General features: G+C 45.6%; 14 protein-coding genes. 12 read left to right on the forward strand and 2 right to left on the reverse strand.

Features of this window, described 5'->3' with window-relative positions; all coding sequences use genetic code 11:
• Positions 1-48: 48 nt before the first annotated feature.
• From DESDI_RS01380 to DESDI_RS01390, 3 genes are all read left to right on the forward strand, one after another.
• The gene (locus DESDI_RS01380) at positions 49-411 is read left to right on the forward strand and encodes a nucleotidyltransferase family protein (RefSeq protein ID WP_015260842.1); all 363 of its coding nucleotides are present in this window, start codon (positions 49-51) and stop codon (positions 409-411) included.
• Positions 408-926, forward strand: a complete 519-nt coding sequence (locus tag DESDI_RS01385) for a ribonuclease toxin HepT-like protein (protein WP_015260843.1) — start codon at positions 408-410, stop codon at positions 924-926. Before DESDI_RS01380 ends, DESDI_RS01385 begins: the two co-directional genes overlap by 4 nt.
• Positions 927-1,023: 97 nt before the next feature.
• Positions 1,024-1,542 carry a GNAT family N-acetyltransferase gene (locus tag DESDI_RS01390; RefSeq protein WP_015260844.1) on the forward strand — a complete coding sequence of 173 codons (519 nt, stop codon included), beginning with the start codon at positions 1,024-1,026 and terminating at the stop codon, positions 1,540-1,542.
• On the opposite strand, the gene DESDI_RS01395 is transcribed toward DESDI_RS01390, so the two are convergent.
• The gene (locus DESDI_RS01395) at positions 1,523-3,136 is read right to left on the reverse strand and encodes a cell wall-binding repeat-containing protein (protein WP_015260845.1); all 1,614 of its coding nucleotides are present in this window, start codon (positions 3,134-3,136) and stop codon (positions 1,523-1,525) included. The two genes, DESDI_RS01390 and DESDI_RS01395, sit on opposite strands and share 20 nt — an antisense overlap.
• A 251-nt stretch (positions 3,137-3,387) precedes the next feature.
• Here DESDI_RS01395 and DESDI_RS01400 point away from each other — a divergent pair, with 251 nt between their 5' ends.
• Positions 3,388-4,854, forward strand: a complete 1,467-nt coding sequence (locus DESDI_RS01400; RefSeq protein ID WP_015260846.1) for an ISLre2 family transposase — start codon at positions 3,388-3,390, stop codon at positions 4,852-4,854.
• A 461-nt stretch (positions 4,855-5,315) separates the two neighbouring features.
• Complete coding sequence (locus DESDI_RS01405) at positions 5,316-13,934, forward strand: glycoside hydrolase family 94 protein (protein ID WP_015260847.1); 8,619 nt, start codon at positions 5,316-5,318, stop codon at positions 13,932-13,934.
• 187 nt (positions 13,935-14,121) lie between these two features.
• Here DESDI_RS01405 and DESDI_RS01410 read toward each other — a convergent pair whose 3' ends face one another.
• Complete coding sequence (locus DESDI_RS01410) at positions 14,122-14,610, reverse strand: spore coat protein (RefSeq protein WP_015260848.1); 489 nt, start codon at positions 14,608-14,610, stop codon at positions 14,122-14,124.
• Between the two features lie 397 nt (positions 14,611-15,007).
• Between DESDI_RS01410 and DESDI_RS01415 the strand changes: the two genes are divergently transcribed.
• The 7 genes from DESDI_RS01415 (at position 15,008) to DESDI_RS01440 (ending at position 23,365) form a co-directional block, all read left to right on the forward strand.
• Positions 15,008-17,740: an HD domain-containing phosphohydrolase gene (locus DESDI_RS01415; protein ID WP_015260849.1), complete on the forward strand. Its 2,733-nt coding sequence runs from the start codon at positions 15,008-15,010 to the stop codon at positions 17,738-17,740.
• A 271-nt stretch (positions 17,741-18,011) separates the two neighbouring features.
• On the forward strand, positions 18,012-18,386 hold the full coding sequence (locus DESDI_RS01420) for a GntR family transcriptional regulator (protein ID WP_015260850.1): 375 nt from the start codon (positions 18,012-18,014) through the stop codon (positions 18,384-18,386).
• A complete protein-coding gene (locus DESDI_RS01425; protein ID WP_015260851.1) occupies positions 18,386-19,261 on the forward strand; it encodes an ATP-binding cassette domain-containing protein in 876 nt (291 codons plus the stop codon). Before DESDI_RS01420 ends, DESDI_RS01425 begins: the two co-directional genes overlap by 1 nt.
• Entirely contained in the window at positions 19,258-20,052 is a 795-nt protein-coding gene (locus tag DESDI_RS01430) for a hypothetical protein (protein WP_015260852.1), read from the forward strand. Before DESDI_RS01425 ends, DESDI_RS01430 begins: the two co-directional genes overlap by 4 nt.
• Positions 20,053-20,286: 234 nt before the next feature.
• Entirely contained in the window at positions 20,287-21,804 is a 1,518-nt protein-coding gene (locus tag DESDI_RS01435) for a cell wall-binding repeat-containing protein (RefSeq protein WP_015260853.1), read from the forward strand.
• Positions 21,805-21,982: 178 nt separating this feature from the next.
• Positions 21,983-22,114, forward strand: a complete 132-nt coding sequence (locus DESDI_RS17475; RefSeq protein ID WP_015260854.1) for a LysR family transcriptional regulator — start codon at positions 21,983-21,985, stop codon at positions 22,112-22,114.
• A gap of 42 nt (positions 22,115-22,156) precedes the next feature.
• On the forward strand, positions 22,157-23,365 hold the full coding sequence (locus DESDI_RS01440; RefSeq protein WP_015260855.1) for an MFS transporter: 1,209 nt from the start codon (positions 22,157-22,159) through the stop codon (positions 23,363-23,365).
• Positions 23,366-23,452: the final 87 nt, after the last annotated feature.

The raw sequence follows: 23,452 nt of genomic DNA on the forward strand, positions 1-23,452 counted from the left end.
TGTTAATCCGGTAAAATTATGGTATTCTCTAAATAGGAAAATTATGGGATGGTGAAGCCCGTGGATATCTCGCCATATGTATTGGGGCATAAAGAAAGGTTAGAGAGTGCGGACCGAAAACGGGAGAAGTTTCATGCCGAGGCCATGTCTAAGGCTAAAAAAATTGCTGAGGAATTACATAGAGCTTTTCTAGGTGTTGAAGTTTATCTTTTTGGTTCGCTGACAACGGATTTCTATGAATTGACTTCAGATATCGACCTTGCCATTAAAGGGCTTAAGGAAGAAGATTATTTCAAAGCGCTTAAAATTGCTGAAGAAATTGCTGCACCTATTTCGGTCGATCTTGTGCAAGTAGAATACGCACCGGAACCGTTGATTAAGGTGATTCAACGAGATGGGGTGAGTCTTTGACAAGTGGGGAAAAGAAGATTATCCAGTATCGCAAGCTACTTGGCGACCTAGAGCTAGATATGGACTCCATTACGAAGCTAGGTCGGGAAATTAGCCTTATAGCACAGGATGTTGAAAAGCTGAGAGGGGAAATCCCTAGTCGGGATTTAATTTCTTGTGCAGCTTATCTTCATCATTTTTATACCGGAATAGAATGCATGTTTGAAAGAATTTCACGGGTCATTGATGGTGGGGCATCAACAGGTGGAGGAGATTATCATCGAGAGCTTTTAAAGTCTATGGCTCATGAGATTCAAAAAACAAGACCCGCTATCATTAGCCTTGACTTGGCGGAAGAGCTTGACGAATATCGTAGATTTAGGCATATGTTTCGACATGCCTATGGTTCGGAATTACGGTGGCGAAAGATGCAGCCATTAGCAAATGGAGTATCTTCTACAGTTAAAGGAATTGAGGATACCTATCAAAAGACGGTTAGTTTTGTTGAAGACCTTATAAGTGGTTTATCCCAGTAGAATATCTTCCAAATGAAAAGGGGCCATTGCTAACGAGGAGTTTGTTCGTTAAGCAATAGGCCCTTCGTGTTGAAAGCTTTAGAAGATGGAGAAGATTATGGAGTTTAGAAAAGCAGTTCATGCCGACCTTAACAGCATTATGCAGATCATCGCTCAGTCACAGGCTTATTTTAAGGAAGCAGGAATCAATCAGTGGCAGAATAACTACCCAAACCCTGAGACAATAGAGGATGATATCCATAATAACCACAGCTATGTGTTGGTAGATAACGAGAAGGTGGTGGCTACTGCGGCGGTTTCCTTCGATGGCGAAGCTACCTATGACACCATCTACCAGGGGCAGTGGCTTAGCCATCATGATTATGCGGTCATTCACCGACTGGCAGTTGCCAAAAGCTATAAAGGACAAGGCTTGTCATCCCTAGTGATTAAAAGTGTGGAGCAGCTTTGCCGGAATCGAGGGGTAGTGAGTATCAAAGTAGATACTCATGACGAAAACATAGCTATGCAAAACCTGCTTAGGAAAAACAAATTCCAGTATTGTGGGATTATCTATTTAAAGGATGGGAACAAAAGGATAGCCTTCGAGAAGCTACTTAGTCCTGATAATACATGAAGAAGGCCATGGGGTCAGTATTTAGATCAGGGTCAACCCCATTAACTTTTCTCACATGATACACTTGTCCACCGAAGGAGCGGGCTTGGTTATCAACGATATAAGCATAATCATAGCTTCCCGGATTGACCCATCCCATAAACGTATAAGTGTGAGTATTCTTCACCGTAAAGACGATATCCCCCGGCTTTAAACTCTTAATATTGGTATCCTTCTTAAAACCAAGCTTCGTTAGATAATTGCTAAATTTGGCTACATTGGCCATGGAATTAGGGATATTAAAGCCCACTCTCCTTAAGGCCTCGGCTTGAAAATAGACACAGTTATTAATCAGTATCCCTGAGTGGAGAGCTACGGCCCGGTTATGAACCGATACCTGATGGCCTTGATTGAGCATATAGTTATAGAGTTTGTCTTGGATCGAGGAATGAAAACTACCAGAGTAACTGTCCTTGTACGTGTCTATATTAAAAAAGTAACTTTCTTTGGTAATAGGAAAAATTGACTTTTCCATCACTAGCCTAGAATCTACAGTGCGAATCATAAACAGGGGCGATTGGGCCTGGCCATTTAATAGATTCACAACATTGTGGACCACCTCATCGGGAACAACACCGGGGCCACCTAAGGCTGTAACGCTTGGGGTTACACCGTTGATATAGAGCTGTGTTAAATAGGCGGCAATGGTATCGGGTACAATAGGGGTGGAGGGATTAATCAACAGAATAGGGTCACCCTTTTGAGCGGCGAGGGGTGCGCCTGATAAAGCATCGGGATAATTAGACCCGGAAGCGATATAGATTGTTTCAGGGTAAGGGGCTATTTGCTCATAGGCCTGGGCAGCTGTTTCATAACGATCGTTGCCCGAAAATCGTGTCAGGGTAGCTTCGGGTAAAAGGGCTTGGATTTGACTCTCCACTTCAAGGGAGACCACACCGGCGCCCCCCGAGATATAAACCTGCTTAGGTTGTTGGATTTGCAGATAATCTTGGATGGCCAGAGGGATGCTACCGTGTTTAACAAGAAGAATCGGCGCCTGGGCCTGACTGGCAAAGCTTGAGACGCTCAGCACATCGGGGAAATTCTCACCGCTGGCGATATACACCGTTCCACCAGGCTCACTGTTCAGGGCATCAGCTGTTAAGCGATCGGTGGCATACCGGTCTTCACCGCCAAGTCGCTCCACTGCATAACCATTGTCAATAAAAAAGCTGTCAAATTCCGCTCCGATGACACCATCCCCACCAATGATGAAGATTTTACCATCCCTAGACAGATGGGTCTCGATATAGGCCAAGGCATCCGGAGAATTATGGGGATGCTTGTTAACCAAGAGAATAGGAGCATTCAATTGATGCGCCAAGACACTAGCGGACAAAGCATCAGGAAAATCCTGTCCCGAAGCCAAGACCACATGATCGACGACCTCATCTGAGAATTGCTTGGCGATGGTTGCTGAGGTTTGATAGCGATCCGGGCCATCAAGGCGAGGATGGATAGCTATACTCGCTTGAACCGGACGTGCTGTGACCGCGATCAAGATGGCTAGGCATAATGTTGGTAGAGCTAAACGAATAGATTTAATGCGAATCATCTCAATCTCCTTTGCTTTTTTGCCCGTTTTTACACAATAAACATAGTTTAACAGAGACTTTGCCGGATGTGCACCCTTAAATTCTTCCAGTTGGGTTAAGAAGTCACTCTGTCCCTATGCCAAAGGTTAGAGTAAAATTATCGTGGGCAAAAGAGCAAAAAATTTAGGAAGAGCTAAAAAACTCTTCCCAAAATCACGAATTTCCTGTAGTTTGGTAGTTGCTAAAGCCACAAAATACAGGGGTGCGTGACATGAATAGTTTAACCAAAGAAAAGATAACATTCAAGGATATTGAGAGAGATTTTTACAAAATAGGTTGTGAAGTTGCGAAACTGCTCCTCCAAAAGTTTCTGGAAGAAATGGATACAGAGCTTGCAGAGAGCAGGGATAAAGCAGTTCTAAGACATAGAGGCAAAAAGTCAACCTCAATGAAGACCCTGATGGGAGAAGTATCAGTCGATCGAGCAATATATAGGAAAGCCAAAGACGATGGTAGTCAAGAGTATGTTTATCTTTTGGATGAGGCTCTGAGATTGGAAACAATGGGCTTTATGTCTCCTAATCTCGTAGAGAAGATTTTAGAATACAGTTGTGCAATGTCCTACCGAGAAGTAGCACAAGCGGTTTCAACCTTAACGAATCAAACCATCAGCCACCAAGGAGTATGGAACATCGTGCAAGCTGTGGGAGAGAAACAAATTGAAGCAGAAAAGGCACTAGTGGACTCCTTTAAGAAAAATGAATTAAGCGGGAGTAAAGACGTTCCCATTCTCTTTGAGGAAGCGGATGGCCTGTGGTTATCTATGCAGGGAAAGAGCAGAGAAAAAGGGAGCTCCAAAGGCAGAAAAGAGCTTAAGATTAGTGTTACTTATGAGGGTTGGAAGCCAAGATATCCGTCATCTAAAGAGTACGAAACCGTGGGCAAAATGGCTTTTGCAGGTTACATGAAATCGGAAGAGATGAAAGAACTAAGAGACGCATCAATATCTCAGAATTACAATGTAGATGAAATTATCTATCGAGTCCTAAATGGTGATGGAGCATCATGGATAAGACGAGATCATGATCAAGAAACAGATAAATTTCAGCTCGATCCCTTTCATCTTGCTCAAGCAGTCACTAGAAATGTATCAGACAAAAAGGCTAGAAGACCCATCCTAAAATGGCTTAAGGCTGGGGAATTTGGAAAGGTATTCGAAAAGATTGAGCAGCTCAAGCATGAAAGCGGCGGAGTGGCCAAAGAGATAGAAAAACTTGGTAGACTAGAAAGCTACATAAGAAGCAATATTGACGGGATAGTACCCTATAAGGACAGAGAAGATATGACGTTACCCAAAGCCCCTGAGGGCTTAGAATACAGGAATTTAGGCACGATGGAAAGGCAAGTGAGGGTATTCGCTTCCCGCATGAAAGGGGCAAGAAGCTGGAGCGAAAAAGGAGCAACCCATCTCTCCAAAATAATCGCTTTAAAAATGGGAAAAGGCTTCAAGGAAAAGATAGCAGCCCTAGTTTCAGGAAAGCTCCCGGACCGGTTGACTGAGAGATTCGTAGAAACCATAACGAACAGCAAAAGCGGACTAAAGAAGGCCGTAAAGAAATCAATATACCCGGTACATAGAGGAGAGTTGCCCTACACAAACTGCTCAGTAACAAACGGCAGGAAAGTCATTCGCAATATGTTCAATCTCAAAACATTTAGCGAGATGATCTACCGGTAAGGTTTAACCAAAAGACCCCAGATCAAGACTTGACATGGGGGCGGCTGATGCTACCCTAAATCAGGGGGATGGGGCCTACCCCAAAGGAATACATCTTGTGAGCCCCATGCCTTGACCCATGGAAGCATCCGCCGTTGGGTCCCATGTCAAGTCTACCCCAGAGTTGAACTGCATCTGGAAGCAAAAGGGATTTTATTACGTATCTACACAACTACGAGGAATAGAATTTTTGCCCACGTCTACTTGACACCAACATGCCAAAGCACAGATGGAAAAGAACCCAGAGTATCATGATATGATCTATAAATAAAGGGCAAAAACAATGCAAATAAAAGGCAAGGCAAGAGGATCAATCCCCTTGCCTTCTTCATTTCCTAGGTCCGAAATGCATGAATAAGCGCATTACGGAACATAATTGATAAGGATTAGGTAAGTTCCGAGAAAATGGAGATATGCTTTTTATGAAGATGACTGGAAATATTTCTATGTTGAGTCCCATCAAAGATGTCTTATTGAACCGTGAAGAATTAATGAAGCACGCCACTGAATTAGCTCACCTGCATCTGCAGAATCCCCAAAGAGGGAAACGGCAACTGCTGACCCCCCGCGTCATGGAAAATGCCCGGTTCTTAAGTGCGGCACACCATGAGATTATTAACTATGTGCATAAGGAGCAGGATGTCGTCCCAGCGGCCGAGTGGTTTTTAGATAATTATTATTTGCTGAAGGATTTTCAAACAGAAATCCAGCGCGATTTACCCCGAAAATACGAAAACCAGCTACCCCGTCTAAATATGGGTGATAACCAAGGCTATCCACGTGTTTTTGAGCTGATGTATGAGTTGGTGGAACATACGGACAGCAGAATCCAAGAAAATATCCTCCGGGAGTTTATTAATACCTATCAGGAGCTCATTCCCTTGGCCAGCGGTGAGATTTGGGCGATCCCGATCATGCTGAAGATCACCCTGCTGGAGAATGTCCGCCGATTGGTGGAGAAAATCCTGCTCACCCAAGAGGAGAGGCAAGCCGCCAGACAATGGGTTTCGCCATTTGAAGATCACAGCGATTATCCGGAACAATGGGAAGAGCTCTTGGAAACTGTCCCACGCCCCCTCTCCTTTGCACCGACATTTACCGAAGTCTTAGGCAACAAAATTAAGGACTTTGGTTTGGATGGCGCTCCCCTGCAGCGCTGGCTAGAACGCGCTTTAAATAAGCAGGAAATGTCCATCGAAGCGATGAGCAGACTGGAACACCAGCGTCAAACGGGCTTTCAAATCTCTATGGGCAACGCCATCTCCAGTGTGCGGTTTTTAATGGATCAGGATTGGCCGCAGTTTTTTGAAGAGATCAGCATGGTCCAGCGGGTCTTGGAATCTGACCCGGCTGATATCTTTGCGAAGCTGGATTTTAAATCAAGGGATTATTATCGTCATCGTATCGAAGAGAGATCTCGGCAATGGGATGTTCCTGAGCTATTGTTAGCTCGTAAGGTCGTTGAATTAAGCTCTCGTGCCCAGGACTCCCCGCAAAACCATATCGGCTATTATATCTTAGGCAATGGAGAATCTGAACTGGAACAAGCCATCAGAGCGGAGAAAGGTCGAAGGAGTCACCCCAATCAAGGGAGCAACTCCACGTACCTTTACTTCGGCTCGATTTTCTTGCTGATTACAGCTATGCTGGCTGTGGTCATAGGTTTTCTTGCTTTGAACACTGGCGCTGTTCCTCAACCTAGATTTTTTATATTCCTGCTTGCCATCATTCTCGCTATTTTTCCCATCAGCAGTATCACCATCATCCTGGTGAACTGGTTTGTATCCCATTGGGTTAGGCCGGCCTTTTTCCCTAAGCTTGAAATGCGGGACGGGATTCCGGTATCAGCCCGGACCATGGTGGTCATTCCAACCTTATTACCTAATGAGGAAAAAGTTAAGGAATTATTCGCAAGGCTCGAAATATATTATCTGGCCAACCAGGACCCCAACCTCTACTTTGCTGTCTTAGGGGATTATAGTGACGCACCCCAGGAAGAAATGCCGGGTGATTTAAAAATAATCGAGCAGGGGAAGCAGGAATGCCTGCGCCTGCAGAATAAATATGGTGATCACCATTTTTTCTTTATGCACCGGAAAAGACTGTGGAATGCTGCGGAAAACTGCTGGATGGGGTGGGAACGCAAAAGAGGCAAGCTATTGGAGTTTAACCGCTTGCTCGTGGAGGGAGAGAAAGGAAGTTATTCTTACTTCGCCGGTCAACCGGAAGCTATTCGGGACATAAAATATATCATTACCCTTGATTGTGATACACAGCTGGTCAGGGACAGTGCCAAGGGCTTAATCGGCGCCCTCGCTCACCCTTTGCAGGCTGCAGTATTAAATGAAGAGGGGACTCGGGTTATCTCCGGCTATGGTATTTTGCAGCCCAGAATAGGGATCGATATCCTCAATGGCAAGAGCTCCTTCTTTGCCCGTATTTTTACGGGAAAGACAGGGATTGATCCCTATTCGGCTGCCGTATCCGACGTTTATCAGGATTTATTTGAGGAGGGCATCTTCACCGGGAAGGGAATCTATGATTTAAAGGTCTTTCATCAAGTGACCCAAAATGCTTTTCCGGAAAACAAGATCCTCAGCCATGATCTTCTTGAAGGAATATTTGTCCGGGCCGGATTGGTCACGGATATTCAGTTGATTGACGGTTTTCCTGCCAAATACCATGCCCACATGCGTCGTCTACACCGATGGGTCAGGGGAGACTGGCAGCTGCTTCCTTATCTATCGCAAAAGCTCCCCTTTTTGTCCCGCTGGAAAATTGCCGATAACCTTCGTCGCAGCTTACTAGATCCCATGCAGTTTTTGTTGATTATCGCCGGGTTCAGCCTCTTGCCGGGGAGCGGTGTTTTTTGGGCGATGCTCGTCATCATTAATCTCCTACTCCCGGCCTTGCTGCATGCCCTGGACAGGATGATTTTTCATGATGATTTCCCCTCAGACTTAGGGGATAGTTTAATTCAGTTTGTTTTAGGTCTAACCTTTTTACCCTACCAGGCCCAGGTCATGGTTGATGCCGTGGTTCGCAGCCTGACGCGCCAATATATCTCCCGCAAAAGCCTTCTGGAATGGGAAACCGCTGATGATACCGAGCGAAGAATGGCCAATACCTATGCTTCCTCTTGGCGATTGATGTGGCCTTCAGTGTTTTTCTGTTGGTTGATATTTTTTATGCTTGGTTTTACCAACCTCCAGAACGCTCTGGGCTTTATTCCCTTCTTAACCCTCTGGACCCTATCGCCCTGGATAGCCTGCAAAATCAGCCAACCGCTGGCCAATACTCGTGAGTTGCTGGCTTCCCGTGATTTACGCGAGCTGAGGCTTGAGGCCCGACGCATTTGGTCGTTTTTTGAAGATCATGTTACGGAAGCAGAAAATTGGCTGCCACCGGATAATGTGCAGTTTGACCCACCCCGGGGCATCGCCCATCGCACCTCACCAACCAACATTGGCTTAGCCTTATTGGCTAATCTGGCGGGGTATGATTTGGGCTATCTATCAGTAACTCAAGCAGTAGAAAGAATGGATCATACCTTAAGAACCATGGAAAGCATGGAACGCTGGCAGGGGCACCTGTACAATTGGTACGATACCTTAACCCTCGAACCGCTGCATCCCATGTATGTCTCCACCGTAGACAGCGGTAATCTGGCGGTATATTTATTGACCCTGCGCGAAGGCTTAAATGATATCCTGCAGGCTCCCATCATCCGCCGGGCGCAAGTGGAGGGACTTTACGATACCTTTAAGCTGTTCAAGACAGCTATCGAAGAGACAAGATCTACGCGAGATACTAGAGATACGAGAGCTACAAAAGATACGAAAGAAACAAAAGAAACAAGAGATACGAAAGTTGTGGAAGCTGCGAAGGCACCGAAAGCTAGCGAAGCTACGGTTCTCGACGACTTTAAAGAGTTTGGGGATCTGCTGGAAGACCTTCGTGACCCAGATCAGAAACAGGTAGACCATCAGGCTGCCGTAGCCGTAGCAATTCAGGAGTGGCAAAACCTCTTAGCTGCTTGGCCGACTGATATGCAGGCAGCCATACCCTTGGCTACACAGGCAGTCATGCCCTCAGACACTCCGACAGCCTTGCCATCAATCACTGGGGAAGCCTCCTTTTGGTTGGCGCATCTGAACCGCATGATCGATTCCTTTAAGGGTGAATTGGGCAGCCCTAATCCGCCTTTAACAAGGATTCGGCAGCTGCAAAAACGCCTCGAGGATTTTGCTCTGGCTATGGATTTCCGGCCTTTGTATAATCAAAATCGGCAATTGTTTTCCATCGGTTATCGAGTACAGGATGGGGCTATGGACAGATCCTATTACGATTTGCTAGCGTCGGAGGCCCGTCAATCCGGATTTTTTGCCATTGCTAAAGGAGATGTTCCCCAATCCCACTGGTTCCGATTGGGGCGTGGTTTAATCAAAGCCAAAGGCAGACGCTGTTTAGTATCCTGGAGCGGCACCATGTTTGAGTATTTGATGCCTTTAGTGGTCATGCGCAATTATCCGGACACGATTCTGGATGAAACCTACCGCTCCGTAGTTGAGCTCCAAAGCCAGTACGGAAAAAGCAAGGGAATTCCTTGGGGAATTTCCGAATCAGGGTTTTATGCCTTTGACAACCAATTGAATTATCAGTACAAGGCCTTTGGCATTCCCGGCCTGGGGCTCAAACGAGGGCTCCTCGATGATTTGGTGATTGCACCCTATGCCAGTTTTCTGGCCTTACAGGTCAGTCCCGTGCAGGCCTTGCAAAATATCCGTGCTATGAAGAATCACCCCAAGCTAACCGGAGTCTATGGTCTATATGAAGCAGCAGATTTTACGCCTAACCGCTTGCCAACTGAGCAACAATACCGGGTAGTCCAAAGCTATATGGCCCATCACCAGGGGATGAGCTTGCTTTCCCTTGTTAATACCCTCCTTCATAACCGCTTACAGGACAGATTTCATAGGCATCCCTTAGTGCAAGCGACGGAGCTCGTTTTACAGGAAAGACTACCTGCCAAGATCACTATGACCCCTCCTCCGGAGGAGCTGAGCCTATTCCACGAGGATAAAGAGGGCTCCGATGAAGAAAATTCAAGATTTATTCACATCAAGCCAGCCCTTACGGCTATTCCAGTCACTCATTTCATTGGCAACGGCAGCTATTCAGTGATGGTCACCAATTCCGGATCTAGTTTCAGCAGTTATCAGCAGATGGCCATATCCCGCTGGCGCTCGGATTATACCCAGGAAAGCTGGGGAATGTATTTTTACATTCAGAACCTGAACTCGGGCAATTTCTGGTCAGCGACCTATCAGCCCTTGCATAATGTCGGCAAGGATTATCAGGTCACCTATGCCCCGGACAAGGTCGAATTTCAACGGCAGGACGGCAATATCAAGACCCGCACCCAGATTTTTGTTTCGCCCGAGGATCAGGTGGAAATACGCCGCTTGACCTTAACGAATATAAGTCAACATGAACGCATTCTCGAAATCACCAGTTTTTTCGAGGTTGTGCTAGCCCCTCTCCGAGACGACATGGCTCATCCAGTGTTTAATAATCTCTTCATTCAAACAGAGTTTACTCATAACGCTTTGCTTGCCTCAAGAAGGCTGCGGCATGCAGAGCAGAAACCCCTCTGGCTTATGCACACCGTCTGTTCTGAAGATTCCGGGGACAGTAACCTGCAGTATGAGACAGACCGCGCGCGCTTTATCGGACAAGGGAGGGATCTTGCCAACCCTCTTGCTCTGGAATTAAACCAGCCCTTATCCAACACCGTGGGGAATGTGCTGGATCCTATCATGAGCTTGCGAAAGAGAATCGTCCTGCCGCCGGGGAAATCCCTGCATCTGTCCTTTAGCACAGGTGTCGCGGCCAACCGCCATGAGGTGGTACGTCTGGCCGAAAAATATCAGGACACTCGGTCTGTGCAAAGAGCCATGGAAATGGCCTGGACCCACAGTCAGATGGAGCTTCGCCATTTTGGTATTTCACCTCAGCTGGCCAACCAGTCCTTAGGGTTGGGAAGTCATCTGGTGTACACCAATCTGATCGGTAAGGACCAACGGCAGATGATACCCCAAAATACCAGGAGTCAATCGAGCCTATGGCCGCACGCCATTTCCGGAGATTTACCTATTCTGCTGGTCCGGGTTTCTCAGATCGAACACCTAGAGCTTATCCGCCAATTGTTGAAGGTTCATGATTACTGGCTGCAAAAGGGCTTGAACTCCGATCTAGTCATTTTGAATGAAGATGAAAGTGGCTATATGCAGACCTTTTATGATCACTTACGGGATCTCGTTGCTGTCGGCCATTCCCAAAGCCATCATCACTGGCAGGGTAAAGTTCACATCATTCAAAAGAAACATCTGGCAGTCGAAGATGAAATCCTCTTGCAGTCCGTGGCCAAGCTGACCCTCTCCGGCGATGCCGGTTCGTTGGCTGCCCAGCTTCGCAACCTGACCCGCGAAAGTTGCCGGAAGCCGTTAGAGATTACCCATCGGCGTGCCGATGTCGGGGATAAGGTTCTAAAGCTGATTCCAGCCACAGCCCCCGCCGAAGGAGTTATCCCTGCTCACACCCCGCATAATAACCAGAAGGCGACCGCGGATCAAGAGAAGCTATGGTTTTATAATGGATTAGGTGGCTTCAGCCAAGATGGAAAGGAATACATCGTGGAATTACGGGGGGGTAATCATACCCCTTTACCTTGGCTGAACATTTGTGCCAACCAGCAATTTGGTTTTCAGGTCTCGACCACCGGCAGCGGTTATACCTGGGCCGGCAACAGCCGGGAGCATAAGCTGACCACCTGGTCCAATGATCCAGTCTTGAATCCGCTTTCCGAGGTTATTTATCTGCGGGATGAAAACAGCAGAGAAGTCTGGACCATAACACCGGACCCGATCCGGTCCCAGGAGAAATATCTGATTAAGCATGGTCATGGGTACACAAAGTTTGACTACAGGCACCAGGAGCTCTCCCAGAAAATGACCTTGTTCGTTCCCGTGGACGCAAAAATTAAGATTTCTCATGTGCAATTAACCAATCACTCCGAAAAAAGAATGGACCTAAGTGCAACCTATTATGCTGAATTGGTCATGGGAGTCAGCCGGGAGGTCACGAATCCCTATATCGTCACTGCTTATGATGAGCAGACAGAATCCCTGCAGGCGCACAACGTCTATGATGAGGATTTTAGCGGACGGACGGTCTTCCTCAAAGGATACGGGGGATCGATGAAGTCCTATACGGGTGATCGCACCGAATTCATCGGCAGATATGGCAACCTGAAGGATCCAGAAGGACTCGCTCATGATCAACTGAGCCAAAACACTGGGGCGGGCTTGGACCCCTGTTTGGTCCTCCAGAGTTCCCTTGCCATCGAACCCAACGAAACGAAGGATATCTATTTCATTTTCGGGGAGGAAGCCACCCAAGAAGAAGTCGCAGGCTTGTTAGCAAAGTACAGCGATCCGGTAGCAGTGAAAAAGGCCTTGGCTAAGGTGAAGGACTTCTGGGAGGAACTATTTAATACCCTGCAGGTTAAGACCCCGGATCAATCCCTTGATTTATTGGTCAACCGCTGGCTACTGTACCAGGTGATTGTCTGCCGACTTTGGGCTCGCTCCGCCTTCTATCAATCCGGCGGTGCCTATGGATTTCGTGATCAGCTTCAGGACGTGATGTCTTTGAGTATCATCAAACCTCAATGGATGCGAGAGCAAATTCTCCTCCACAGCCGACGTCAGTTCAAAGAAGGGGATGTTCAGCATTGGTGGCATCCGGAAGAGGGCAAAGGGATACGCACGAAGTTTTCCGATGATCTCTTGTGGCTGCCCTACGTCACCTTGGATTATCTTGAGCATACTCAGGATGATTCGATTTTAGAGGAGGTAACCCCGTTTCTCGAGGACGAGCTGCTTGCCGAGCTAGAGGATGAGCGTTATACTATTCCGCAAGTCTCCGCTGAAACCGGTACTCTCTATGAGCACTGTATCCGGGCCATTGATCGTTCCTTGCAATTTGGCAGTCACGGATTACCCTTGATTGGAACCGGGGACTGGAACGATGGGTTAAATCATGTGGGCAGGCTTGGCAAGGGGGAAAGCGTTTGGCTGGGTTGGTTTATCCTGATCATTCTGGATCGTTTTGCGGAAATCTGTGTAAGCAGAGGGGATACGGCACGGGCCGAGCACTACCGAGAAACCTGCCAAACCCTGCGGATGAATCTTGAGCAGCATGGCTGGGATGGGGGCTGGTACCGTCGAGCTTACTTTGATGACGGAACCCCTATCGGCTCTGCGGAAAATAGCGAATGTCAAATCGATGCTCTGGCTCAATCCTGGGCAGTACTGGCCGGCGCCCCCAAAGAGTCCCGTCTTAATGATGCTATGCTTGCTTTGGAGAACTACCTATGGCGCAAAGATGATGGGATGCTGCTCTTACTGACCCCACCCTTCGATAAATCGGAGAAGGACCCCGGCTATATCCGGGGCTATATTCCCGGTGTGCGTGAAAACGGCGGTCAATATACCCATGGTGCCGTGTGGACAGTCATGGCCTTTGTGGCCCGAGGGCAGGGCAATAAAGCGTTGGAGCTCTATCAAATGCTGAATCCGATTAATCATGCCCGCACGGAACAAGAGACCGCCCGTTATAAAGCAGAACCCTATGTGGTGGCGGCGGATGTTTATGCCAATAGCCAGCATACCGGGCGCGGCGGCTGGTCCTGGTATACTGGTGCCGCCGGATGGATGTATCAGGCGGCGGTAGAAAGCATCCTTGGATTACATATCCACGGCGATCAGCTAACTCTTCAACCCTGTATATCGTCAGAATGGAAGGGCTACAGCATGGACTACCGCTATGGGCAAACCCATTATGAAATAACTGTGCAGAATCCCCAAGGGAGGATGTCCGGAATTAGCGAGCTGTATCTGGATGAGAAGCCTTGTGAGGGTGATACCCTTCCTTTAGTCGATGACGGGGCTACGCACAAGGTACTGGCTATTATGTAGCAAGAAACGATGCCTCATTTCAAGGCATCGTTTCTTTATGACCATCAGATTTCATGCGACTCAGATTGCAGGTTCGCGAAAAGCTCATGATGGCTCCACCTTAGGCGGTATCTTAATTGCTCAAACAGGTAAGTAGCAAAAGGAAAACGCAGTCGTCTGGAATTTTCAAACGACTGCGTTATTTTAATTATTGGACCTTATACATTCCATTCGCTTGCATGTATTTAAATAGGATGTCGCCATGCTCTTGTTCTTCTTTTTGAATGTGGTTCAAGGCTTCGCGGAGATTCGTGTCTTGGAATTCGAAGATGGCCGTGTCGTAAACGTGGGAGGCATGTTTCTCATAGGAGAGAAAATCATTGCACATGAAGGAATCGCTGGGGTTGCCTTGTTGACTTTGTTGGCCTTGATTTGCTTGGATGGTTTGCTGGAGTTGGTTTATTAGGTTACTTTGACCCTGTCCCCCTTGATTCATATTGGGAACCTGGCCGCTAATCAATTGCTGAATGGTTTGTAAGTGCTGTTGTTCCCGTTGATTGAGATCCTGAAGAATTTGTCTGAGGGTAGGGTCTTGAGCTTCTTGTGCATATCGCCCTGATTTTTGAACGCAAAGCTTTTCGTAGTTTTCCATGTCATTTAATAACAGGGTTTCCTTTTGGGTTAATTGAACTTGCATTGGGGTACCTCCTTACAGTGATGCCTTTATTGTCTGCCAATCACCCCCTCATTATGTATTTAGAGATCAAGTGGGCAAGTTTAAACCAAATTTCACTATAAATCCGCAAGGATATTTGGCGTTTTTAGTCTAATATTGTTGACTTTGGAATTATCATGTCTTAAACTTAGATTAACTTTAAATAAATTCTGAGTGATAATTCCTTTAAATTAGCGAACATTTGATGAATTAAAGGCCGCTTAGTGATTTTCCTGAATTGATTTGTTTTCGCTCCCGCCGATTTTTTACCAATCGGCGGTTTTTGTATATGGCTTCTGTAATTATATGGTTTCTGTACTAAAGCATAAAGTATGACCACTATGTAAAGGACACTAATGCTAAGAGTGAGGTGAGGATTGTGAAAGAAGACATAAGAGATAGAAGTATTTCAGGCAAAAGAAGTATCTCGATTAAGAAAAAAATCATTAGTGTCTTCATTTCCGCCATGCTTCTTACCACCAGCGGCATTGGTTATTTGGTCTTCACTAGTTGGTCTTCTTCAGCAGAGCAAACAATGGAAAGCATGGCGAGAAATATCAACAAGAATATTTATAATCAAATTTCTGCGTTCGTGCAGGTGCCTGAACAAATCAATCGAACCAGCCATGAAATCACCAAAAATGGCCTTATTGATTTGTCTGATGAGACCCTGCGGGACAAGTTTTTTGTCAGTGTGCTAAGCTCCTATGATGAAAAAATCTACAGCTTTAGCTATGGGACAGCTGAGGGTGAATATTACGGAGCCCGTAGAAATGAAGACGGCAAAATAGAGATTATGAAAAACAATTCCAGCACGGGTGGGAATTCCTGGTACTATGCGGTAAAGGATGACTTATCTGTCGGTGAACTTATCTATCAAGCTGGTAAATTTGATCCCCGTACTCGCCTGTGGTATAAAGCTGCCGAAGCAGCAGGAAGACCTACCATGTCACCGGTCTATAAACATTTTGTCATGGATGACCTAACTATTTCTGCGGCCATGCCAGTCTATGATGAGGGCGGGAAGCTACTGGGCGTCATGGGAACCCACATGCTTCTTTCCGGTATTGGAACGTATCTTGAGGATGTTGTAAAGGACTACAATGGTTATGCGGTGATTGTGGAGAAAAGTACCGGCGATTTAGTGGCCAATTCCATGGGAGCCGATAACTTTACCCTTCGCCCAGATGGTTCCTTAGAAAGTGCCAACATTCTTCATCTTCAAAATGCAGATATGAAGAAAGCATATGAACAGTATATTGCAGAGCAGAATCCATTCTTTGTATACCAAGGGAAGCAAGGGGAACTTTTTGTCAGCACTCGGGATTTTCATATGAATGGTGTTGATTGGCTCGTCATAACGGCAATTCCTGAAGGGGTGCTTATGACGAATGTAGAGAATAATATGCAACTGACGATCCGTCTTGTCCTACTCGCTCTAATAGTATCACTGATCATCTATAATATCGCCACCGGAATGCTAATGAGGCCGATTAACAGCTTGTTGCAGGTGGCTGAGGCCTTGTCCTCCGGAGACTTTTCCAAGCGCGTTAAAGTGGTTAGAAATGATGAAATAGGCAACATCTCCTCAAGCCTAAACAAGGTTGCCGATAAAATGCAGTATCTCATCAACAATCTTGAAGCTAATGTTAAGCAGAGAACAGAGGAATTGCACCAGGTAAATATGACCCTAGAAGAAAATAAGGATCAGTTACGGCTTATTTTAGACTCTGCAGCCGAAGCTATCTACGGTATCGATGTGAATGGCAACTGCACATTCTGCAACCTAAGCTGTCTTAAACTATTGGGATATTCTAATCAGGAGGAATTGCTTGGCAAGAATATGCATAGTCTGCTTCGCCACAGTCGAGTTGATGGAACGCCTGTCCCCGAAGAAGAATGCAGGATTTTCCGGTCAATCATTGAGGAAAAAGGAATTACTGCCGATGATGAAGTGTTCTGTAGAGCGGATGGCACCTCCTTTGCCGTAGAGTACCATTTCTATCCTCAGATTAAAAACGGTGAAATTATCGGTGCCGTGATAACCTTTATGGATATTACTGATCGCAAGCAGAAAGCAGAAGAAATCCAATATTTGAGCTGTCATGATACCCTGACGGGTCTGAATAACAGAATGTGCTTCGAGGGTAATCGCGATAAAATTGATATTCTCGATAATTTGCCTTTGTCTGTCATTTTTGCCGATATAAATGGGTTGAAGATGACCAATGATGTCTTTGGTCATGCTACAGGAGACCAGCTGATCAAGAAAACTGCCGAAATAATCCTGCAGTCTTGCCGCTATAGTGATGTTGTGGCACGTGTTGGTGGGGATGAATTTATTATTCTTTTACCACAGACAGATCACGCAGATGCGGAAAAGATCCTTGCTCGAATTGACCTTGGCTTCCTAGATGCACGGGTGGCAGCTATAAAATGCAGTATTTCCCTCGGTCTTGATACTAAAACTAGCCAGGATCAGCCCCTTGAGGAGGTCATGGCTAACGCGGAAAACGCTATGTACAAAGATAAGATCATGAACCAGAAATCAGTGAATAAGGATATTCTGGATACCATGGTGGAGACCCTGCATACCAGAAGCCCGCAAGAGAAGCAGCATTCCCTTGCGGTGAGGGAGCTATGTGGTGCAGTCGGCACTGCTTTACAGCTTTCCGAACCGGAAATCAACAAGCTAATGCGGGCAGGCTACTTGCATGACATCGGTAAAATCATCCTTAATGAAGATATCTTGGCAAAAGATTGTACTTTGACCGAGGAAGAATTGGAAAAAATGCGCCAACATTCCGTGGTTGGCTACCGCATTTTAAATCTTATTGATGATACCCTGGATTTAGCGGAATACGTCTACGGACATCATGAACGATGGGATGGGACCGGCTACCCAAGGGGGCTTAAAGGAGAACAGATCCCCCTCATATCAAGAATTATCGCGATTGCCGAGACCTATGATCGCGTGCTGAACAGAGGAGACCTTCCGTTGGCAGAACGAAAAAAGGCGGCGATTGCCATAGTTGAGAAAGATGCGGGCATGCAATTTGACCCACGAATTGCTGAATTGTTTGTTCAGATGATGGATAAGAAAGAGCAATGACAAGTTAAAAAAGTGAAACCGAAGTTTGATTTTAATCATAAGTGTAGGGAGTAAGAAAGGTGATTGTCCATCCGCGACAATCACCTTTTTCTCATTGTAAATAAGGCTAATTGTTTCTATGGTGTACTAGGAGCTCTTGACAAAGGGTCGACAAACAGTTATGGTTATATACATAGGTATATAACCATATAACCAAAATTATAAAAATCCAAAGAATATATACAGCTAATCATTCTCAACAGAACAACTTACAGAAGGGAGGTAGGGCTCTTTGAGTCAACTTTTTGATAACGGCAAGCCTATTTATATTCAAATTCGGGAGTTGATTGAAGATCAGATTGTAAAGGACCAACTTAAGGAGGGAGAACAAGCCCCTTCTACAAACCAACTGGTCAACTTCTACAAAATCAATCATGTAACAGTAGCCAAGGGGGTAAATCAATTGATTGACGAGGGCATATTGTTTAAGAAAAGGGGCCTAGGAATGTTTGTAGCGGAGGGAGCCCGTGAGCGGCTCCTAGAAAAGCGCAAAGATGCCTTTATGAATGAATATCTAGTTGGACTACTCCAAGAGGCCGAGAAATTGGGGATCACCACAGAAGAAATTATTGAACTCATAAGAAAGATGAAAGGACGGGTTGGTTAATGGATGCTTTGATAGTCTCTCAAAATCTATTCCTCAAATATAAGAAGTTCCTTGCCCTCGACGATATTTCCTTCTCCTTAGAAAGGGGAAAGATCTATGGTCTTCTCGGTCGCAACGGTGCCGGAAAAACCTCTTTGCTCTCTTTGCTCGCTTCCTTTCGGGAACCCACCTCAGGAAAAATCTTAGTGGGAGAAGAAGAGCCCTTTGAAAATGCGACCGTAATGGAGCAGATCTGTTTTATGTACGAAAAAGATTACAAAGAGGAGACGGCTAAAGTCAAAGAGTATCTGGAAGTTGCAGAACGCTATCGTCCTTATTATGATAAAGATTATGCTCAGTACTTGGTTAAGCGCTTCAAGCTGCCCATGAAAAAGGCCATAAAAAGTCTATCTAAAGGCATGCAATCTGCCCTTAATGTGTCCATAGGGTTAGCTAGCCGCTGCCCCGTTACTATTTTGGATGAAGTCTATCTTGGTATGGATGCTCCCACTCGGGAGATCTTTTACCAGGAGCTTTTGGCTGACCAAGAAAGGCATCCCCGCACTTTTATAATCTCTACCCACCTCGTATCGGAAATGGATTATTTGTTTGATGAAATCTTGATCCTGCATAAGGGTAAGCTACTCCTCCAAGAAGACTACGAATCCTTTGTTTCGCGAGGAGTCACGGTGACCGGTTCGGCTGAGCAAGTCGATAGCCTCGTCCAGGGTTTGGAAAAACTTAACGAGCAGCGTTTAGGCAATACCAAGTCAGTCACGATTTATGGCTCCTTAGGTGAAAGACAATTGGAAGATGCACGACAGAGGGGATTACAAATCGGGAATGTCTCTCTGCAAGATCTCTTTATCTATTTGACAAAGGAGGATGAAGCATGAACCGCAGAGCTAAGTATTTCAAAGTAGCCCGCGATATGTTTTTTGCCCAAGGTATCTGGACACTCTATTTTCTCGGCATTATAGTTGCCATCCAAGTCGTCCAACATGTCTTTACCCCATACTGGGGTGGGTCAAACCCTGGATTTTTCCTTTCTTCTCAGATATCCACCCGTATTTATATGCTAGTCATTGGGATTATTGCGGCGATCTACTTCCCGCGATTTTATGTAGAAAACGGAGTAACCCGTAAGGATGCTTTCCGAGGCATCGCCTTGGGGAGCTTAGGCTTAGCTGCCGCACTCACTTTGGCTACCGTTCTGATCGGTGCATTGGAAAGCCTCTTAATCAGTGGGTTGAATCTGCCGATAACTCTTGTGCATACCCCTCTCTTGGATATAGATGATTTGAAAGATATTCAAAACAATATTTTTGCTAATCTTTTCATGTCCATTCTCATGCCTTCAACTACAGAAACAGTCGGTCCCTGGGGAATAGGCTTGCTTATTACCTCCCTTAGCAAGTATGTGCTCTATTGTGCCGGTTTCCTCATCGGTACGACCTTCAGCCGTCTTAATTTTATAATAGGTATTGGCGTTATTTATTTCAGTGCTTTTTTAGTGCTGGCCCATGGGGGTTTGTGGGGATTTCCAATGAGTAGTTTCTTCTTTGGCTCCGGGCTTATCACTTTAAGTCTCCCCATTATCGTTTCTCTGCTGGGTTCCCTGCTTATTATCGGGTTTATGCTGTGGGTGGCACGGCAAATCTCGAAGAAGACACCCATAAAATTGTAAGACTCTAGAATTCAATAAATAGCGATTAATAGGAAAAAATGAGGGCAGAAGTTAATGCTTAGCCAAGCAATAACCTCTGCTTTCTTTTCTATTACCCTGAATTTCGCAAGGGTTTGAAGGAGCTTTGTCGAATATTAATATATGCCCCTATGATAGGACGCCCCCCTGAATCTTTGGTTAATAAACGTATCTAAATAGTGTACTAGACGTCATCACAGGGAAGGGGAATATTCGGTGCAAAAGTTGAAAAAAAATTTGGTGGGCTTCTTACTAACAGCAACGTTCATTATGTCCATGGCTACCCCTAGTTTTGGCTATACCATCGGGAATGAACATCGTTTAGCAGGTCAGGACCGCTATGAGACTGCAGCGACTATCGCTCAGAAAGGCTGGACAGAATCGGATGTTGCAATCTTGGTCAGTGGAGAAAATTACCCGGATGCTTTAGTTGCCGCCTCCTTGGCCAAGCACCATGACGCACCGATCCTTCTATCAAGGATAAACAATTTACCAGAAGATACAAGACTGGCCTTAGGCCATTTGGGAGTCAAGAGGGTCATCCTCGTCGGTGGTACAGGTGTGTTGGCAGAACAGCTTCAAGCGGACCTACAGACTATGGGGATAGAATCAAGCCGCTTGGCAGGTCAGGATCGTTATGAGACCGCTATTGCTGTAGCTAAGGAATTGGGTAATGCTTCCGATGTAGTTATTGCTACGGGCGAAGATTTTGCCGATGCACTGTCGATTTCAGCTATCGCTGCCTACAAGAATATGCCGATCATCTTGGTACCAAGTAAACGCATTCCCAGTGCTATCCAAAATTTTCTTGTGGCAAATGACATAACGAGAACCTATGTTGTGGGAGGATCGGAGATTATCAGTGACGCTGTGGCACTGCAATTTCCGAACACTGAGCGGATTACGGGAGTAACCAAATATGATCGCAATATAAATATCATCAACCGCTTCCAGGCTGAACTTCAGGGAGATCAGGTGTTTATAGCGACAGGTAATAATTATGCTGATGCCATAGCTGGCTCAGCTTATGCAGCGAAACTCAATGCCCCCATCGTCTTGGTCAATGATAATTTACCGAGACCCACACGAGATTATCTGATAGGAAAGCTATCGGAAAAAGAATTGACGATCTTGGGGGGAGAAGGGGTAGTTAGAGGAACGATACTGAATGAGACAGCTAGCAGTAGAGGGTCCCGCGGAGAGACAAGGTCACTGGATCCTCTTTCAGATCTGGGGTCCAATGAAACAAAGTTTGCAATGGTCTTCGGCACATCAGCTAGTCCCGTCTACAAAAGTGCCACAGAAGCAAAAGCAAACATGGCCGATGTCTCTATCGATGTATGGAAGCTCAACCCCAAGGGAGAGAAATATGCCGCAAAGGCAACAGTGACCGTGAACAAGGCCATAGCCGAGAGGGTGAAGTCGGTATTTCAGGAAATATTTGCAGGAGAAGAGAAATATCCGATCTACGCCGTTCAGGGCTATTCATGGCGCGGAGGTACTTCCGAACATAATTATGGTCTGGCCATCGATATTAATCCCAATGAGAACTATATGATTAACAGTAGCGGCAATGTCGTATCAGGCTCTTTTTGGGATCCCAATAAAAGCCCCTATTCCATAAAGGAAAACGGCGATGTGGTCACAGCGTTTAAGAAGTACGGCTTTGCCTGGGGTGGCAATGCTTGGAAATCCTCGAAGGATTACATGCATTTTTCTTATATGGGTAAATAGAAAGATGAAACAGCACTCCTCATCACTGATCAGCGTCAGCGATGAGGAGTTTCGATTTTTGGCGAACTTTGGATAAAGGGGGTACATGTTAGTGCATAAAGTTTCATTAAGACTTAACGCAAATACTTGAAAAGATATTGCAATTATAGTATTTTTCGTATAAGGGGAGGTTGTTGAAGTGTCACAAGAAGAATTGAACTATATTCTCAAAATGCTTGATGAGGGTAGTTTTTCAAAAGCAGCCGAAAAGCTCTATACTTCTCAGCCATCTTTATACTTGCAGGGAAAGCGTCTGAGGGCAACAGGATAGTCAACTTTTTGTCATGTCAAACTCGATAAGGGGTTGGACCAAATGGCCAAAGACAATAAAGCTCAAGTTGTTATGATCGCCATAATTACTGGTTTATGCATCTTAGGAGATTCGATGCTCTATGTTGTGCTGCCCACTCACTGGAATGAGGCTGGGCTGACCTCTCTATGGGAAGTTGGGGCATTGCTTTCAATAAACCGCTTTATCCGGGTACCTCTGAATCCGATTGTGAGCAGGCTTTATAAAAAATTAAGTCATCGCAAAGGCATTATTTTAGCAATTCTTCTCTCGGCTATGGCTACAGCCTCTTATAGTATAAGTGGCTTTTGGTTTTTATTATTGATGCGGGCGATTTGGGGAATTGCCTGGACTTTTCTCAGATTGGGAGCTTATTTTTTTATCCTCAATATTTCAGCTGAAGGAAATCGTGGCCATTATATGGGCGTTTATAACGGAATCTTCCGTCTAGGGAGTTTAGTCGGTATGCTTGCTGGAGGTATCATTGCAGATATTTTTGGCATAAAAGTAGTCTCACTTGTTTTTGCTGGGATTACTCTTTCAGCGCTTTTTCTGGTGTACTATTCAATTTATCCATCTACGGGCCAAATAGCCCCGCTTGCAACAACACATCCATTAAAAATCAGCAACGAGTGGAAAGACTCCAAAGTAATCTGGATGTTAATCACTGGTTTTTTTGTGACAATGCTATATCAGGGAGCATTTACCTCAACTCTTAGTCATCTAATTGATCTACGGCAAACCCAGCAAATGGCTACGAATGCAATCCTGGCATCCGCCTCGTTGGCGGGAATTATCCAAGCAATCCGTTGGGGCTGGGAGCCTTGGCTTGCCCCTTGGTTCGGTCGTAAATCCGATCGTTGGGGACGTCAGCCGGTCCTAACTATCGCCTTGCTTGGAGCATCGGTGCTATTTGCTTTGATTAATACTGGAGTTCCATTCTGGATATGGATTGCTGTAATTTTTGGAGTCCAATTAACCGCAACTGTTTTGACTACGGTTGTGGATGCAGTTGCGGGTGATGTGGCTTCTCAGACAATCGGAAAAACTTCCATAATGACAACTTATTCAATAGTCACAGATTTAGGCTCGGCTGTAGGAGCCCTAAGTGTTTATCTAACAGCTTCATTAATAGAGATTGAGATATTTTATTGGGGCGCCGCCTTAATTCTTCTGTTGCTGTCCTCAAAATGGGCAATGACATCACGAAAGGCGATAAGGATACAGGACTGAGAACCTGCCCGTTTGCTCTGATTTTAACCAGAGGAGTTTTGGTATTTTTAATGGTCCGAAAAAACCAAAGGGAATGAAGCCCTTCTA

This window comes from Desulfitobacterium dichloroeliminans LMG P-21439 (genome assembly GCF_000243135.2).
Classification (GTDB): domain Bacteria; phylum Bacillota; class Desulfitobacteriia; order Desulfitobacteriales; family Desulfitobacteriaceae; genus Desulfitobacterium; species Desulfitobacterium dichloroeliminans.